Source organism: Frigidibacter sp. ROC022, assembly GCF_024723735.1.
Lineage (GTDB): Bacteria > Pseudomonadota > Alphaproteobacteria > Rhodobacterales > Rhodobacteraceae > SLM-1.
This window is the reverse complement of sequence record NZ_JANQDU010000002.1, coordinates 626,477-641,940: the sequence shown is the minus strand read 5'-3', so window position 1 is coordinate 641,940 and position 15,464 is coordinate 626,477. Positions and strand designations below refer to the sequence as shown.

At 64.3% G+C, this 15,464-nt stretch carries 11 protein-coding genes; 4 read left to right on the top strand and 7 right to left on the bottom strand.

What is annotated here, in order from left to right; all coding sequences use genetic code 11:
* Positions 1 to 87 precede the first annotated feature (87 nt).
* Positions 88 to 1,707 carry an ABC transporter substrate-binding protein gene (locus NUW50_RS09875; protein WP_258288933.1) on the bottom strand — a complete coding sequence of 540 codons (1,620 nt, stop codon included), beginning with the start codon at positions 1,705 to 1,707 and terminating at the stop codon, positions 88 to 90.
* A gap of 200 nt (positions 1,708 to 1,907) precedes the next feature.
* Here NUW50_RS09875 and NUW50_RS09870 point away from each other — a divergent pair, with 200 nt between their 5' ends.
* A complete protein-coding gene (locus tag NUW50_RS09870) occupies positions 1,908 to 3,011 on the top strand; it encodes a LacI family DNA-binding transcriptional regulator (protein WP_258288932.1) in 1,104 nt (367 codons plus the stop codon).
* A gap of 360 nt (positions 3,012 to 3,371) precedes the next feature.
* On the opposite strand, the gene NUW50_RS09865 is transcribed toward NUW50_RS09870, so the two are convergent.
* The gene (locus NUW50_RS09865; protein ID WP_258288931.1) at positions 3,372 to 4,133 is read right to left on the bottom strand and encodes an IS5 family transposase; all 762 of its coding nucleotides are present in this window, start codon (positions 4,131 to 4,133) and stop codon (positions 3,372 to 3,374) included.
* Between the two features lie 286 nt (positions 4,134 to 4,419).
* Between NUW50_RS09865 and NUW50_RS09860 the strand changes: the two genes are divergently transcribed.
* On the top strand, positions 4,420 to 4,809 hold the full coding sequence (locus NUW50_RS09860) for an MbcA/ParS/Xre antitoxin family protein (protein WP_258288930.1): 390 nt from the start codon (positions 4,420 to 4,422) through the stop codon (positions 4,807 to 4,809).
* Positions 4,806 to 5,507: an RES family NAD+ phosphorylase gene (locus tag NUW50_RS09855; RefSeq protein WP_258288929.1), complete on the top strand. Its 702-nt coding sequence runs from the start codon at positions 4,806 to 4,808 to the stop codon at positions 5,505 to 5,507. The genes NUW50_RS09860 and NUW50_RS09855 overlap by 4 nt, the downstream gene beginning before the upstream one ends.
* A gap of 164 nt (positions 5,508 to 5,671) precedes the next feature.
* Here the strand turns inward: NUW50_RS09855 and NUW50_RS09850 are convergent, their stop codons facing one another.
* The 3 genes from NUW50_RS09850 to pncA all read right to left on the bottom strand — a co-directional run bounded on the left by NUW50_RS09850 (position 5,672) and on the right by pncA (position 8,435).
* Complete coding sequence (locus tag NUW50_RS09850; protein ID WP_258288928.1) at positions 5,672 to 6,184, bottom strand: autoinducer binding domain-containing protein; 513 nt, start codon at positions 6,182 to 6,184, stop codon at positions 5,672 to 5,674.
* A gap of 272 nt (positions 6,185 to 6,456) precedes the next feature.
* On the bottom strand, positions 6,457 to 7,746 hold the full coding sequence (pncB, locus tag NUW50_RS09845) for a nicotinate phosphoribosyltransferase (protein ID WP_258288927.1): 1,290 nt from the start codon (positions 7,744 to 7,746) through the stop codon (positions 6,457 to 6,459).
* Between the two features lie 83 nt (positions 7,747 to 7,829).
* Positions 7,830 to 8,435 (bottom strand): bifunctional nicotinamidase/pyrazinamidase, encoded by a 606-nt coding sequence (pncA, locus tag NUW50_RS09840; RefSeq protein ID WP_258288926.1) that lies wholly within the window; start codon positions 8,433 to 8,435, stop codon positions 7,830 to 7,832.
* A gap of 143 nt (positions 8,436 to 8,578) precedes the next feature.
* Between pncA and NUW50_RS09835 the strand changes: the two genes are divergently transcribed.
* Positions 8,579 to 9,634: an AbrB family transcriptional regulator gene (locus NUW50_RS09835; RefSeq protein ID WP_258288925.1), complete on the top strand. Its 1,056-nt coding sequence runs from the start codon at positions 8,579 to 8,581 to the stop codon at positions 9,632 to 9,634.
* A 12-nt stretch (positions 9,635 to 9,646) separates the two neighbouring features.
* Here the strand turns inward: NUW50_RS09835 and NUW50_RS09830 are convergent, their stop codons facing one another.
* Positions 9,647 to 10,828, bottom strand: coding sequence for an MFS transporter (locus tag NUW50_RS09830; protein ID WP_258288924.1), 1,182 nt, complete (start codon positions 10,826 to 10,828; stop codon positions 9,647 to 9,649).
* A 97-nt stretch (positions 10,829 to 10,925) separates the two neighbouring features.
* Entirely contained in the window at positions 10,926 to 15,464 is a 4,539-nt protein-coding gene (gene gltB, locus NUW50_RS09825) for a glutamate synthase large subunit (protein WP_258288923.1), read from the bottom strand.

Genomic DNA, 15,464 nt, shown 5'->3' with positions numbered 1-15,464 from the left:
CCGCGACGCGGGCCAGTTGTTGTCAAGAGGGAGAGATACGAGTGCGGCGTTGAGAGATTCGCCGCACTCGGTGCCAGAGGATCGGCCTCAGCCGATGATCCGGGCCTTGGTCAGAGGCCAGTTCACGTAACCGGAAACGACCTCGAACCCGAGATCGAGCTTCGGCGACCGAACCATCATCCAGCCGTTGTCCGAAATCGGCAGCAGTACGGCATCGCGAAGCATTTTCGCATCAATCTCCTGAACAAGCCTCAAACGCTCCGTCAGATCGGATTCATCCAGTGCCTTGTTCAGCAGGTCGTCGATTCCCGGCATCGCCACGCCATATCGGCTGAAGTTCTGTCCGCCGTTGCCGTCAGGTTTGACCACGGCCTCGGGTGTCAGGTACCGAATGAACGGTTGGGTCGGAACCGGCGGCAATGCAGAAGACATCTGCGACAGGGTATTCGTCGCCGCATTCTGACCAGCGTGGAATGCAGTATGGTCCTTGATGTTCAGTTCCATATTCACGCCAATTCGACGCAACTGATCCTGAATCATCAGCATGATGGACGAATAGTCCTCGCGCTGGGACGTGTCGTTTTGGAAAGTGAACCCGTCGGGATAGCCGGCCTCTGCAAGCAGTTCCTTGGCCTTGTCCGGATTATAGACATAGGCAACGTCCGCCGGGATGGTGTCCGCATTGAAGCCTCCCGGAAACGAGGGAGGGTTCAGGCCATATGTCCGCTTGCCAAACGGCGCCAAGGCCTGGGTAATCTCGTCTCGGTCAATACCGTAGAAGAAGGCCTGTCGGACACGGACATCATCGAAGGGCTTCACCGTCAGATTGAAGTGTACGGTGAAGAAGCTGCCGGGGCTCACCACGTCGAAGAGCAGGTCCGGGGCTTGCGACTTGATCGAATCGGCCCAACCGGGGGCCCGCACACCATCGATCATGTGAACGTCGCCGGACAGGATCGCCAACGTCCGCGCAGTCGTATCCGCGATGTACATGAACTGGATGCGCGGTGTTGCCGGAGCTTCGTCCCAGTAGTCGGGATTGGCAACGACGGTGATGCCTTGTCCGGGATCCGTGTGCACGGTTTCCAGCATGTATGGACCTGATCCGATTGGATCCATACCGATCGCCTCTTCGCCTTTGTCCTCGACTGCCTTGCGCGACATGATGGCCCCGTCGTAGTCGCTCAGGACGCCGAGCAGGAACAACGGGTCGGTCCGTTTCAGCTTGAAGGTCACGCTGTAGGGACCATCGACAGTCACTTCCTCGATGTTCTTGAACTTGGGCCGAACCCCGCCGACACGATCCGAGTCGCGAACCCGATCGAAGGTAAATTTGACATCGTCCGAAGTGAGTTCCCCGTAGCCCTTGTGAAACTTGACGCCCTTGCGCAACTGCAGCGTCCAACTCTTGGCATCCGGGGTTGAGGTCCAGCTAGTGGCAAGACGGGGCACCAGCTCTTCTATTGTTTTCGGGAAGTGCCAGTTCGGCAGATCAACGAGCTTGTCGTAGATGTGAATGATAGCATTATTGTCCACGCCCTGGATCGACTTTTGCGGATCGATCGTGCGCAATCCCCGCGCCGAGTAGGCAACCCTGAGTGTGTCGGTATCCTGGGCAAGAGCCGACTTGCCGATACCTGAAGCAAAGGTCGCCCCCGCAATCGCTGCGCCCGTACGCCCGACGAAACCGCGTCTGGTAAGTTTCATTGAATCCTCCCTAGCTGTGCGACAGTTCAGTAAGACGGAATGCTTGTCCTGCGATCTCAAGGTCCGTCCATATGGCTCACCCAGTCGATGACAGCGCTACCATGCAATATTGGTAGCGCTGTCATCCCGTCATAGTCAACAAACAATTGACGTGATAATGGGTGTTTTGTGACAACGTATTGAAAGGACGAACAAACCATATGGCCGCCAGAAAGTCAGATCGCGGGCCGACCTTGGCCGACGTAGCGCGAATCGCTGGCTGCAGTCCGATCAGTGCGTCGAGAGCATTGAACACGCCGGACATGGTCTCTCCTGACCTGCGCCAGCGCGTCGCCAAGGCGGTGGCAGAGATCGGCTATCGACCGAACCTCAATGCCAGAGCCCTGGCTTCGATCCGGACCAATGTGGTGGGTGTCCTTGTGCCCTCCTTGACCCAACACATCTTTACCGATGTGCTGCGCGGGATTTACGACGGTTTGCAGCCGACCAAGTTGAGAGTTCTACTGGGCAATACCCATTATGACGACGCTGAAGAAGAGCGTTTGGTCGGAGAGTTCCTAGGCCAGAAGCCGTCAGCCATGATTGTGTCGGGGATCGAGCAGAGACCTGCGACGCGGAAAATGCTGGAGCAATTTGACCAGCCCGTTATCCAGATAATGGATCTGACTGACGATCCCATTGACCGCATCGTGGGGTTTTCTCATTTCCAAGCTGGATACTTGGCGACCCGGCACCTGATCGAACAGGGCTACCGACATATTGGCTTCGGTGCTGGCTGGGTGAACCAACGCTCTAGCGGCCGGATGAAGGGCTGGCGTCGTGCCCTGGAAGAGGCCGGGATATTTAACCCCGATTTGGCGGCGGTGTCGATCGTACAGAGTACCCGCCCAGAAGATGTGCCTGTCGCTCCGACGAACAAGCATTTGGGCGAAAGCACAAGTGCCTTGAATGGCCGAAAATACCTTTGCGACCTGCTAGAACGGGAACCGAGGCTAGACGCGATGTTCTGCAACAATGACATTCTGGCGCTCGGCGTGCTGTTCGAAGCCCATGCACGTGGAATCGCGGTTCCCGAAGGACTTGGGATCGTGGGCTTCAACGACACAGAAGTAGTCAGCGCGTCTCACCCGAGCCTCACCAGTGTGCGCACACCGCGCTACGAAATCGGCCTTCGGGCAGTCCAGGAGATCATCAAGGTGCTTGAAGGACGGGACGGGGGCGAACGGGTCATGGACCTTGGCGTCCAAGTCATGGTTCGCGCGAGCACCATGAAGCTCGAAACACTTGCGGGACAGGAGATGTAGGGAGCCACGTCGGCTTTAAGGGATGCAGCTTGATGCAGGCCTTGCAAAGATCGGCGAGCTTCTCGGAGATGGACCCTGGCCAGCTACTGTGAAAGGCGGCGGGTTTCTCTGCGCGATCGAACGCGAGATTGTCCAAACCCGCCCGAACGAGGCGCCGTTCGATAACATCATGGGGTCGGACAAGCCTATGGTCTCGCCTTGGTCGGGATCGTCATCAGTCGTGCCAGTTATCCGCCACGGATATGCACGAAAAGAAAACACCGTCGCATGTTTGAGGAATCCCGAAACCCGGGCCTGTCCACCTGAACGGCCCGTTCCTTGGTCCGAGGTTGTCAGCGCCCTGCGGGAGGACGGCCGCCACTAGGCCGCGGACTCATAATACCGCATCCATATTCTGGACGATGCGATGAGGACGGCGGCAAGGTAGTTCCGTGCCGTTTTCTCGTATCTGGTCGCGATCTTGCGGAAGTGTTTGAGTTTGTTGAAGAACCGCTCTACCAGGTTCCGCTGGCGATACAGTGCGGGGTCCACCGAGCGCTGCACCTTGCGATCGCGCTGCGTAGGGATGTGGCCCCGTCCGCCATGGGTGGCGATCAGGTCGAGGATCGCGCGCGCGTCATAGCCACGGTCGGCCACCACGTCCCCGGGCGCGGGATGGGCCGCCAGCAGGTCGCCCACAGCCGCCTTGTCCGAGGCCTGCCCCGGCGAGAGCGCCAGCGCCACCGGCAGGCCGCGATGATCCACCATCGCGTTGATCTTGGTGCTCAGTCCTCCACGAGAGCGACCGATGGCGTGATCCTCGCCCGCTTTTTTTTCCCTCGCCGCATGCTGGTGAGCGTGGATGATCGTGCTGTCGATGAACTGCATGGAATCAGGAGATTTCTCGGCCAGTTCCTCGAAGACCCAGACACCGGCCTTGGCCCATCGGTTGAACCGGTTGTAGACGGTGGTGTGCGGGCCGTATCTCTCGGGCAGGTCGCGCCAGGGAGAGCCGGTCCGCAGCACCCAGAAGATCCCGTTGAGTACGCGCCGGTCGTCCACCCGAGGCACCCCGCGCGGCTTGTTCGGCAGCAGCGGCCGGATCAGCTCCCACTCGAAATCGGTCAGATCGAAACGCGCCATGTTCCACCTCCTTGTCGAAAGTGAATCAGAACAACGTCAGCATGGGAATCCCGCTTATGGGTTCAGAACCTAACCCCCGCCGGCCCCATTCTGAACTGGCTCTTCTCCGACCCGCCGCTGCCCGCCCCGTTTCGTTCCCGCGCTCTGCCGGCCGGCTGTCCCGCCAGGTCGCGCAAACGGGGCAGGGGGGGCGATCTGCCGAATCACGGGGGGTCATGCCGCCCGTGCGGGTCATTTGAGCTTTACTATTGGGCCATATGGTCTATATCAGGATCAGGAGGCCGCCATGCAACTTGCCGTCGAAACCCGGGACCCCGCCCGCACCGCCGCCGTCGCGCTGAAAGCCTATGCGCGTGTCGCCGCCGCCTGGTCGCTCAGCCAGAAGGAAGCGGCGGCCCTGGCCGACATGTCGGAAAGCACCTGGAAGCGGGCCCGGAAGCCCGGGTTCACCGGCGAGCTGACGAAGGATCAGCTGCTGCGGCTCAGCGCGGTGATCGGCATCTACAAGTCGCTGGAGCTCTATTTCTCGGAACCGCTGGCCCGGGTCTGGATGACCCGGCCCAACGGCGGCCCGCTGTTCGGCGGCGCCCGGCCGGTGGATGCGGCCATCGACGGCGGCCTGCCGCAAATCCTCGCGACGCGCGCCTATCTCGACGCGCTGCGGGGCGGGGCATGAGGCAGAGAGAGCTTTCGGACCGGGGGCTGGTCCGGCTGATCCCCGCCACCTATCACAAGCCGCCGGCGCTGCGGGGTCTGGTCGATTCCGAGGAAGAGCTTGCGATCCTGGCCGAGATCGAGGGGCTGACCAGCGGCCGGTTGCAGGCCGAACGCGGCCGCAACCCGCATCTGGACCCGCGCGAACTGGCCTGGCACCGGCGCAGCCGGGACCTGCGGGTCGATGGCGACAGCCATGTCAACGCCGCCTTCACCTATACACGGCGGGGCGGCAACCGGTTCAACACGGAAGAGCGGGGGGCCTGGTATTGCGCCTGGGAGGCGATGGTCTCGATCGCCGAGGTGGCCTGGCACCGGACCCGCGAGCTGGGCTTCACCGGCGCGTTCCACGACAGCGCCCGCTATGTCGAGCTGCTGGCCGATTTCATCGGCGTCTTCGACGACATCACCGATGAGCCGGAGCATCCGGCGCTGAACCCCGAGCCGGCGCTCGGCTATCCCGAGGGCCAGACCCTGGCCGACCGCTTGCGCCGGGAAGGGTCGCGGGGGCTGATCTACCCTTCGGTCCGGGCCCCGGTCGCGGGAAAGGACTGCCTGGTCTGTTTCGAGCCGAACGCGATCCAGAACGTCCGGCCGGGCGCGTCCTGGGATCTGGTCTGGGAAGGCACGCCGGATTACGCGATCCGGGCGGTGGCCTGAACCGTCTTCGTGAAAGGGCAGGGGGGAGAAAGCGCAGAACCCCGCCCTGCCCGACACAGGGCGGGGTTCCTTTTTTGTTTACGCGAAGGGCCAGGGCTGGCCCCGATCGTTACCTGTCCGCGACCTGATGCCGGAAATCGGCGGCCGCGGGTCACATCAATGATTTACTTGAAAGTCTTTTTCCGCGCCGCGAATGTCACCGAGGTATTGTGCAGGCTCTGAACGCGGAGCCGCAGCAATTCCAGTTCGTCGTCGGTGAATTCACGGTCATCGCGGTAGAAAATCCCGTAGGACAGGAGCTTGCCGCTGGATTCGGTGCCATGGCTGACCACGGCGCCGTATTTCAGCCCGTGCCGTGCGGCGCGGGCCATGATGCCGGAATCGTCGTCTTCTTTGATCTGGCTCAACCTCGTGACGCCGGAATGGGCGTAGATCCAGAGCATGACCGGATCACGCAACATGAGAGCATCTTCGGTATATTCCGACACCCAGGCCTCGGGCAGGGTGCTGCGCGAGACGGCCGGCAGGCCGAAGCTGGCGCATGCGGCGATGTGGTATCCGGAAATGGCCAGTTCGCCGAAGTCGAAGGTGGTTCCGCCGGCGCGGGTCCACGGCAGACGATACTGGGCACCGTCTTCGGGAGTTTGAACCGGGAAAGAGGAAACATCGTCGAACATCTGCCTGGCCTTCTTCGCGCAGGTGGCCCCGGGGAACCGAGGCCACGAAAGGTTGGGTAAGCGACACACCGAAATCACTTATTAACTGACCTAATCCTGCATTAGGCGAACTTACTTGTCAACAGTTCAGTTGGCTGGATGCGCCGTTTCCGGTGAACACATTGTTTCCTGCACGCGCAAAGGTTGCGGGTCCGGCCATGCCGCACCCGCCCGCACCCTGCACGGACGCCCCTTGACCTGATGAACAGAAGGTCGGGCGGTTTCGGCCGCCCCTAGACCTCGACCGCGATCGTTTCCTGGGCGCCGACGCCGAACACCCTCTTGTAACGCGCGATCTCCTCGGCCGGGCCCATCGCCTTGGCCGGATTGTCGCTGAGCTTGACCGTCGGGCGGCCATTGGCCGAGATCGCCTTGCAGACCAGCGAGAAGGGCGCCAGCGCGTCGTCCTTGACCAGGCCGCGGAAATCGTTGGTCAGCTTGGTGCCCCAGCCGAAGCTGATCTTGACCCGGCCCTGGAACCGCTTTTGCAGATCGATGATCTTGTCCACATCCAGCCCGTCGGAAAAGATCACCAGCTTTTCGCGCGGGTCCTCGCCCCGGCTCTTCCACCAGTTGATCGCGGTCTCGGCGCCGGCCGCCGGATCGCCCGAATCGATCCGAATCCCGGTCCAGCTCGCCAGCCAGTCCGGCGCATCGCGCAGGAAGCCTTCGGTTCCATAGGTATCGGGCAGGATGATCAGCAGGTTGCCCTCGTGCTCTTCCTGCCAGTCAGCCAGCACCTGATAGGGCGCACGATGCAGCTCCTCGTCGCTGTCGGCCAGCGCCGAATAGATCATCGGCAGCTCATGCGCATTGGTGCCGATCGCCTCGATGTCGCGGCGCATCGCGATCAGGCAGTTCGAGGTGCCGACGAACTTGTCGCCCAGCCCCTCCTGCATCGCCTGCACGCACCAGTCCTGCCACAGGAAGGAGTGCCGCCGCCGCGTGCCGAAATCCGCGATCCGCACGTCATAGGGGCGCAGCTTCTCGACCTTTTCCCAGAGCTTGGTCATCGCACGGGCATAGAGGACCTGAAGCTCGAACTTGCCCATGGTCGACTGGACCCGGCGCGAACGCAGCTCCATCAGCACCGCCAGCGCCGGAATCTCCCACAGCATCACCTCGGGCCAGTTGCCTTCGAAGGTCAGCTCGTATTGCCCGTCGCGCTTTTCCAGCTCGTAGGGCGGCAGGCGCATGCCCTCGAACCATTCCATGAAGTCGGGCCGGAACATCTGCCGCTTGCCATAGAAGGTGTTGCCGCGCAGCCAGGTGGATTCCCCCCGGCTCAGCGACAGCGAGCGGACATGGTCCAGCTGCTCGCGCAGCTCGCCCTCGTCGATCAGCTCGGCCAGCCGGATCTGCTTGCTGCGGTTGATCAGGCTGAAGGTCACCTGGGTGTCGCGATGATTGCGGAACACCGACTGGCACATCAGCAGCTTGTAGAAATCGGTGTCGACCAGAGACCGAACGATCGGGTCGATCTTCCAGCGGTGGTCATAGACCCGTGTGGCGATATCGACCATCTGGCGGCCTCCCTGTGAACCTGTGGTTAGAGCAAGCCCGCCCCGCAATGGCAAGAACCCCGCCGCAGGGCGGAGCCGCCATGCTAGACGAGCGTGACGCCCGCCGCCTGCATGTCGGCCCGCGCCCTGGCCAGCGACCCGTCCAGATCGATCGCCCGACAGGCGCTTTCGATCACCGTGACCCGAAGGCCCAGCTTCGCCGCGTCGAGCGCCGAATAAGCAACGCAAAAATCCAGCGCCAGGCCGACCAGCGTCACCTCGGCCGCCCCGCGTTCGCGCAGATAGCCCTGCAAGCCGGTCGCGGTATCGTGGTCGTTCTCGAAGAATGCCGAATAGCTGTCCACCGCACTGCGGAACCCCTTGCGGATCACCAGCTGGGCCGGATCGGTCGCCAGCCCGGCATGGAAGGCGGCGCCATCGCTGCCCTGCACGCAATGCGCCGGCCACAGCACCTGCGGCCCGTAGGGCATCTCGATCATCTCGAAAGGCGCATGACCGGGCTGGTTGACGGCAAAGCTGGAATGATCCGCCGGATGCCAGTCCTGGGTCAGCACCACACAGTCGAAATCGGGCATCATCGCATTGATCGGCGCCACCACCTCGTCGCCGCCGGCCACTGCCAGGGCACCGCCCGGGCAGAAGTCGTTCTGGACGTCGATCACGATCAGGGCGCGGTTGCTGGCGGACATCGGCAATCTCCTTTGCCCCGAAGCTAGACAAGCACCGCCGCCGCCGCAATGGCCCCGGCCGTCCCGCCGCCGGGCGGTTGCAGCCCGGGGCCCGGCACCGTATTCGATCGCCATGTCGTCCGCCGCCGAACTCCGCCCCGCTCGTGCTGCCTGAGCGGCTTGCCCGCCTGACCCGGCAGGCGCTGACCCTGCTGATCGGCCTGGCCTCGGCCTTTGCCGCCTACCGGCTGGGGATGCCGCTGCCCTGGATGCTGGGTGCGATGCTCGGCACCACCCTGGCGGCGATGTCCGGCCTGCCGGTCGACTCGCCCGCCAGCCTGCGCCCGGTGGTGATCCCGGTGATCGGGGTGCTGCTCGGCTCGTCGCTCTCGCTCGAGGTGCTGCGCGGTATGCTCGACTGGCTGCCGTCGATGCTGCTGCTGCCGGTCTTTCTGACCACCGCGGCCGCACTCTGCTATCTGATCTACCGCCGCATCGGCGCCTATGACCGGGTGACGGCCTATTTCTCGGCGGTGCCCGGCGGGCTGAACGAGATGATCCTGTTCGGCATCGCCTATGGCGGCGACGAACGTCGTATCGCGCTGGCCCATGGCGTCCGGGTGCTGCTCTCGGTCAGCTTCATCGGCCTTGTCTACGGCCTGGTGCTGGGGGTCAGCTCGACCGGCTCCGGCCGGCCCTGGACCGCGCTTTCGGCGCTGACATGGAACGATCTGGCCTGGCTGAGCGCCGCGGCGGCACTGGGGGGCTATGTCGGCCAGCGGTTCCGGGTCCCGGCCGGGCCGATCCTGGTGCCGATGCTGCTGTCCTCGATGGCCCATATCGGCGGGCTGGTCTCGGTTCCGCCGCCGACCGTCCTGGTGATCGCCGCGCAGGTGGTCATGGGCTCGACCGTCGGGGCCCGCTTTGCCGGGGTCAGGCTGGCCCATATCGGGCGCGACATCCTGCTGGGGGTGCTGACCACCGCGGTGATGATCAGCTGCGCCTTCGGCTTTTCCGAGCTGGTGCATCTGCTGGCCGGAACCGCGCACAGCCAGTCCTTCCTGGCCTATGCGCCGGGCGGGCTCAGCGAGATGAGTCTGATCGCGCTCGCCATGGGCCAGGACGTCGCCTATGTCTCTGTCACCCATATCGTGCGGATCGTGCTGGTCATCATCGCGGCGCCGCTGTCCTTCCGCCTGCTGCGCCGCGGGCGCGACTGACGCCGGCCCCCTTCACAGGCGGCGCGGCAGGAATATCGCCAGGACGCCCATCGCGGGCAGGAAGGCGCAATAGCGGAACACCGTCTCGATCCCCCAGTCATCGGCCAGCACCCCCAGCGCCGCGGCCGAGACCCCGCCGATGCCGAAGGCGAAGCCAAAGAACATCCCGGCCACGGCGCCGATCCGGTTCGGCAGCAGTTCCTGCGCAAAGACCACGATCGACGAGAAGGCCGAGGCGAGGACAACCCCGATCACCACGCTGAGCATCGCCGTCGCGACAAGCCCGGCATGGGGAAGCAACAGCGTGAACGGCAGGGTGCCGAGGATCGAGATCCAGATCACCGTCCGCCGCCCGATGCGGTCGCCAACCGGCCCGCCGATCACCGTGCCCAGCGCGACGGCGCCGAGGAACACGAAAAGCAGGATCTGCGCGCTGTCGGTCGAAACCCCGAAGCGTTCGATCAGGAAGAAGGTGTAGTAGCTCGTCATCGCCGCCAGATAGACGTATTTCGAGAACACGAGCAGAAGAAGGATGGTGATGGCCCGCGCGACCTTCCTGCGCGGCAGGCCATGCACCCTCGGCGCGGCACGGGGGCGGCGGGCGACATGGGCGCTCCAGCGGGCGACTCCGGTGAGGATCGCCATTGCCAGCAGCGCCAGGGCCATGAACCAGGCGATGCTCGGCCGACCGAGCGGCAGCACGATGAAGGCGGCAAGAAGCGGTCCCAGCGAACTGCCGAAATTCCCGCCGACCTGAAATACCGATTGCGCCAGGCCGAACCGTCCACCCGAAGCCGCCCGCGCCACACGCGAGCTTTCGGGGTGGAACACCGATGAACCGATCCCCACCAGCGCCGCCCCGGCCAGCAGGCCCGCATAGCTTGACGTCCAGGCCAGCAGCGCCAGCCCCGTGCCGGTCGAGGCCATCGCCATCGGCAGCGATGCCGGCATAGGCCGGCGGTCGTTCAGCAGGCCGACAACCGGCTGCAGCACCGCCGCCGTGGCCTGAAAGGCCGCCGTCATCAGGCCGACATGCCAGTAGTCGAGCTGGAACTCGGCCTTGAGCATCGGATAGGTGGCGGCGATCAGCGACTGCATCACGTCGTTCAGCATGTGGCAGAGGCTGATGGCGAGGAGGATGCGATAGGCGGTTTCGTTTCCCGCGGGCGATCCGTCCGGCGCGGCAGTGGTCATCGGTCAATCCTCCTGTCGCCCGCAATAGCCGAAGCCATGGGCAGGCAACAGGGGGCGGCGGCCCGCGCCGGGTGCCGATCCCCGGCGCGGCGCAGCCCTATTCGGCCGGAACCGCGCCCTTTTCCAGGCTCAGCGGATATTTCAGATGCACCAGCATCTCCTTCGGGCAGACCTGCACGAACTGGTGCCGGGCCTGCGCCCAGTCGGCCAGGATCTCGGTGGCGCGGCGGCTGTGGGTTTCCTCGGCATGGCGCTCGATCAACCCTTTCAGCTCGGCCTCCCATTCCGGCACCGTGACCGGGCAGGTCACCAGCGTCTCCATGTTCATCATCATTTCGGCGCTGCCTTCGGGATCGTAGACATAGGCCATCCCGCCGGTCATCCCGGCACCGAAGTTGGCGCCGATCCCGCCCAGGATCACCGCCACCCCGCCGGTCATGTATTCGCAACCGTTCGAGCCGCAGCCCTCGATCACCACCCTGGCGCCCGAGTTGCGCACCGCAAAGCGTTCCCCGGCCCGGCCGGCGGCGAAGAGATAGCCGTTGGTGGCGCCATAGAGCACGGTATTGCCGATGATCGTGTTGTCGCTGGCGGCCAGCGGCGAATGCAGCGGCGGGCGGACCACGATGGTGCCGCCGGACAGGCCCTTGCCGACATAGTCATTGGCGTCGCCCGACACTTCCAGCTTCAGCCCCGGCGCCGCGAAGGCCCCCAGGGACTGTCCGGCGGAACCGGTCAGCTTCACCGTCAGATGGTCCGGTTGCAGCGAATTCCGCATCCCGAACTTCTGCACGATATGGCTGCTGACCCGGGTGCCGATCGTCCGATGGGTGTTCCGGACCGCGTAGGAAAGCTGCATCTTCTCGCCGTCGTTCAGGAACCGCTGCGCGTCGTTGACGATTTCCGAATCCAGCGTGTCGGGCACCGCGTTGCGCGGGCGCGAGCGGTCATAGACGATCCGGTCGGCACCGTTGACGGTGATCAGCAGCGGGTTCAGGTCAAGATCGTCCAGATGCGCCGCGCCACGGCTGACCTGGGTCAGCAGATCGGCCCGGCCGATGATCTCGTCCAGACTCCGTGCCCCGATATGGGCCAGGATTTCCCGCACCTCCTGCGCATAGAAGGTGATCAGGTTGACGACCTTCTCGGCGCTGCCGGTGAACTTGGCGCGCAGCCTCTCGTCCTGGGTGCAGACCCCGACCGGGCAGGTGTTGGACTGGCACTGGCGCACCATGATGCAGCCCATGGCGATCAGCGCCGCGGTGCCGATGCCGAATTCTTCCGCGCCCATCATCGCCGCCATGACGATGTCGCGCCCGGTCCGCAGCCCGCCATCGGTGCGCAGCGTGACCCGGCCGCGCAGGTTGTTCATCGCCAGCACCTGATGCGCCTCGGTCAGGCCCATTTCCCAGGGCAGACCCGCGTATTTGACGCTGGTTGCCGGGCTGGCCCCGGTGCCGCCGTTGTGGCCCGAGATCAGGATCACGTCGGCCTTGGCCTTGGCCACCCCCGCCGCGATGGTGCCGACGCCGCTGGACGAGACCAGCTTGACCGTCACCTTGGCGCGCGGATTGATCTGCTTGAGGTCGTAGATCAGCTGCGCCAGATCCTCGATCGAGTAGATGTCGTGGTGCGGCGGCGGCGAGATCAGCGTGACCCCCTTGGTCGAAAGCCGCAGCCGGGCGATCAGCTCGGTCACCTTCATCCCGGGCAGCTGCCCACCCTCGCCGGGCTTGGCGCCCTGCGCGACCTTGATCTCCAGCTCCTCGCAGGCGTTCAGGTATTCCGCCGTGACGCCGAAACGCCCCGAGGCGACCTGCTTGATCTTGGCGCTCGGGTTGTCGCCATTCGCCTCGGGAATGAAATGCGCCGGGTCCTCGCCGCCCTCGCCGCTGTCCGACTTCGCCCCGATCCGGTTCATCGCGATGTTCAGGGTCTTGTGCGCCTCGGGCGACAACGCCCCCAGGCTCATCCCCGGCGTCACGAAGCGCTTGCGGATCGAGGTGATGCTCTCCACCTCCTCGATCGGCACCGGCTTGCCCATCGGCTTGATGTCCAGCAGGTCGCGCAGATGGATCGGCGGCATCGAGCGCATCTTCAGCGAATACTGCTTCCACATCTCGAAGGCGCCCTGGTCGCAGGCCGCCTGCAGCATGTGCATCGCCTGCGCCTCCCAGGCATGGGTCTCGCCCGTGGCCCGCGCCTTGTAGAACCCGCCGATCGGCAACACATCCTGCCGGCCCAGCCAGCCCTTGGCATGGATCTCCAGCGCCTTCTTCTGGATCCCGGCGATCCCGATCCCCGAGATCCGGCTGTGCATGCCGGGGAAATACTCGGCCACCAGCGCCCGGCCCAGCCCCACGGCCTCGAAGTTCAGACCGCCGCGATAGCTGGAAATCACCGAGATCCCCATCTTCGCCATGATCTTCAGCAGGCCCTGGTCGATCGCCTCGCGATAGCGCCGCATCGCATCGACCAGCGAACCCTCGATCAGCCCGCGCTCCATCCGGTCCACCACCGTGTCCTGCGCCAGATAGGCGTTCACCGTGGTCGCGCCGGAACCGATCAGCACCGCGAAGTAATGCGTGTCGATGCATTCCGCGGCCCGCACGTTCAGCGAGCAGAAGGTCCGCAGCCCCTTGCGGGTCAGCCAGCTGTGCACCGCGCTGGTCGCCAGGATCATCGGAATCGCGACCTTCTCGGGTCCCTGATGCTCGTCGGTCAGCACCAGATGCCCGGCGCCCGAGCGCACCGCCATCTCGGCCTCGCCGCGAATCCGCTCCAGCGCATGCAGCAGCGCGTCCGGCCCGCCGTCCCGCGGGAAGGTGCAATCGACAAAGCTCACATGGTCGCCGAACTGGCGCACCATCTCCTCGAACTCGCCATTGGCGATGAACGGGCTTTCCAGCACCAGAATCTCGGTCTGGCTGGAGTTCTCGTCCAGCACGTTCTTCAGGTTGCCGAACCGGGTCTTCAGGCTCATCACCCGGTTTTCCCGCAGGCTGTCGATCGGCGGGTTGGTGACCTGGCTGAAGTTCTGCCGGAAGAAATGGCTCAGCGGCCGGTAGCGTTCCGAAAGGATCGCGGCCGGGGTGTCGTCGCCCATCGAGGCCAGCGTCTCCTTCGCATCCTCGACCATCGGCGACAGGATGGTTTCGATCTCCTCGATCGTGAACCCGGCGGCAATCTGCCGCTGCCGCAGCTCCTCGCCCCTGTAGACGGGCTTCTCCGGCACGTCGCGCATGATCTGGTTGAGATCGACGACCTTCTCGATCCAGTCGCCGAAGGGCTGCGCCGAGGCGAATTTGTCCTTCAGCTCGGTGTCGTGATACAGCTTGCCGCCCTTCATATCGACGGCGATCATCTGCCCCGGCCCCAGGGCGCCCTTTTCGCGGACATTGGTTTCCGGGACCGGCACCATGCCGGTTTCCGACCCGGCGATCAGCAGCCCGTCGGCGGTAATGACATAGCGCATCGGCCGCAGCCCGTTGCGGTCCAGCCCGCCGCAGACCCAGCGCCCGTCGGTCATCGCCAGCGCCGCCGGCCCGTCCCAGGGCTCCATCACCGCGTTGCAGTAGTTGTACATGTCCTGCCAGGCTTGTGGCATTTCCACCGCCTGTTTCGACCAGGCCTCGGGCACCATCATGATCTTGGCCATCGGCGCGCTGCGCCCGGCCCGGACCAGCACTTCGAACACCGCGTCGAGAGAGGCGGAATCGGACGATCCCTTGGGGATGATCGGCTTGATGTCCTCGGCCATTTCGCCGAAGGCGGCGCTGGCCATGCGGATTTCATGGCTGCGCATCCAGTTGATGTTGCCGCGCAGCGTGTTGATCTCGCCGTTATGGGCCAGCATCCGGAACGGCTGCGCAAGCCACCACTGCGGGAAGGTGTTGGTGCTGTAGCGCTGGTGATAGATCGCGAAGGCGCTCTCGAAACGCTCGTCCAGCAGGTCCGGGTAGAACTCGGCCACCTGCTCGGCCAGCATCATGCCCTTGTAGATGATCGACCGGCAGGACAGCGAACAGATATAGACGCCGGGCACCTGCTGCGCGATGGCGGCCTTCTCGATCCGGCGGCGGATCACATAGAGCTCGCGCTCGAACGTGTCCTCATCCACGCCCTTCGAATTCGAGATCAGGATCTGCTCGATCTCGGGCCGGGTCGCATTGGCCTTTTCGCCCAGGACCGAGACATTCACCGGCACATGACGCCAGCCGTAGATGTAGTAGCCCATCCGCAGCACTTCGGCCTCGACGATGGTCCGGCAAGCCTCCTGTGCGCCGAAATCGGTGCGCGGCAGGAAGACCTGCCCGACCGCGATCATCTCGTCGACCTTCGGCTTGTGTCCGGTGCGCTCGATCTGGTCATGAAAGAAGGCATCGGGGATCTCGACATGGATGCCGGCCCCGTCGCCGGTCTTGCCATCGGCATCGACCGCGCCGCGGTGCCAGACCGCCTTCAGCGCCTCGATCCCGTGTTCCACCACCTGGCGGCTCGGCTTGCCGTCGATCGCCACCACCAGGCCGACGCCGCAGGAGGCATGTTCGTCCTCCTCGCGATAAAGGCCGTTCTCGGCCATCGCGGCGCGCTTGGCCTCTTCCGCTTTCACCCAGTCAGCATCGTACTTGGTCAT

Excerpts from the sequence above, each read along its gene's own strand:
- NUW50_RS09830 (WP_258288924.1), bottom strand. The coding sequence starts at position 10,828 with ATGACCACTGCCGCGCCGGACGGATCGCCCGCGGGAAACGAAACCGCC.
- gltB (WP_258288923.1), bottom strand. The coding sequence starts at position 15,464 with ATGACCAAGTACGATGCTGACTGGGTGAAAGCGGAAGAGGCCAAGCGC.
- NUW50_RS09860 (WP_258288930.1), top strand. The coding sequence starts at position 4,420 with ATGCAACTTGCCGTCGAAACCCGGGACCCCGCCCGCACCGCCGCCGTC.
- pncB (WP_258288927.1), bottom strand. The coding sequence starts at position 7,746 with ATGGTCGATATCGCCACACGGGTCTATGACCACCGCTGGAAGATCGAC.
- NUW50_RS09855 (WP_258288929.1), top strand. The coding sequence starts at position 4,806 with ATGAGGCAGAGAGAGCTTTCGGACCGGGGGCTGGTCCGGCTGATCCCC.
- NUW50_RS09870 (WP_258288932.1), top strand. The coding sequence starts at position 1,908 with ATGGCCGCCAGAAAGTCAGATCGCGGGCCGACCTTGGCCGACGTAGCG.
- NUW50_RS09865 (WP_258288931.1), bottom strand. The coding sequence starts at position 4,133 with ATGGCGCGTTTCGATCTGACCGATTTCGAGTGGGAGCTGATCCGGCCG.
- pncA (WP_258288926.1), bottom strand. The coding sequence starts at position 8,435 with ATGTCCGCCAGCAACCGCGCCCTGATCGTGATCGACGTCCAGAACGAC.
- NUW50_RS09850 (WP_258288928.1), bottom strand. The coding sequence starts at position 6,184 with ATGTTCGACGATGTTTCCTCTTTCCCGGTTCAAACTCCCGAAGACGGT.
- NUW50_RS09875 (WP_258288933.1), bottom strand. The coding sequence starts at position 1,707 with ATGAAACTTACCAGACGCGGTTTCGTCGGGCGTACGGGCGCAGCGATT.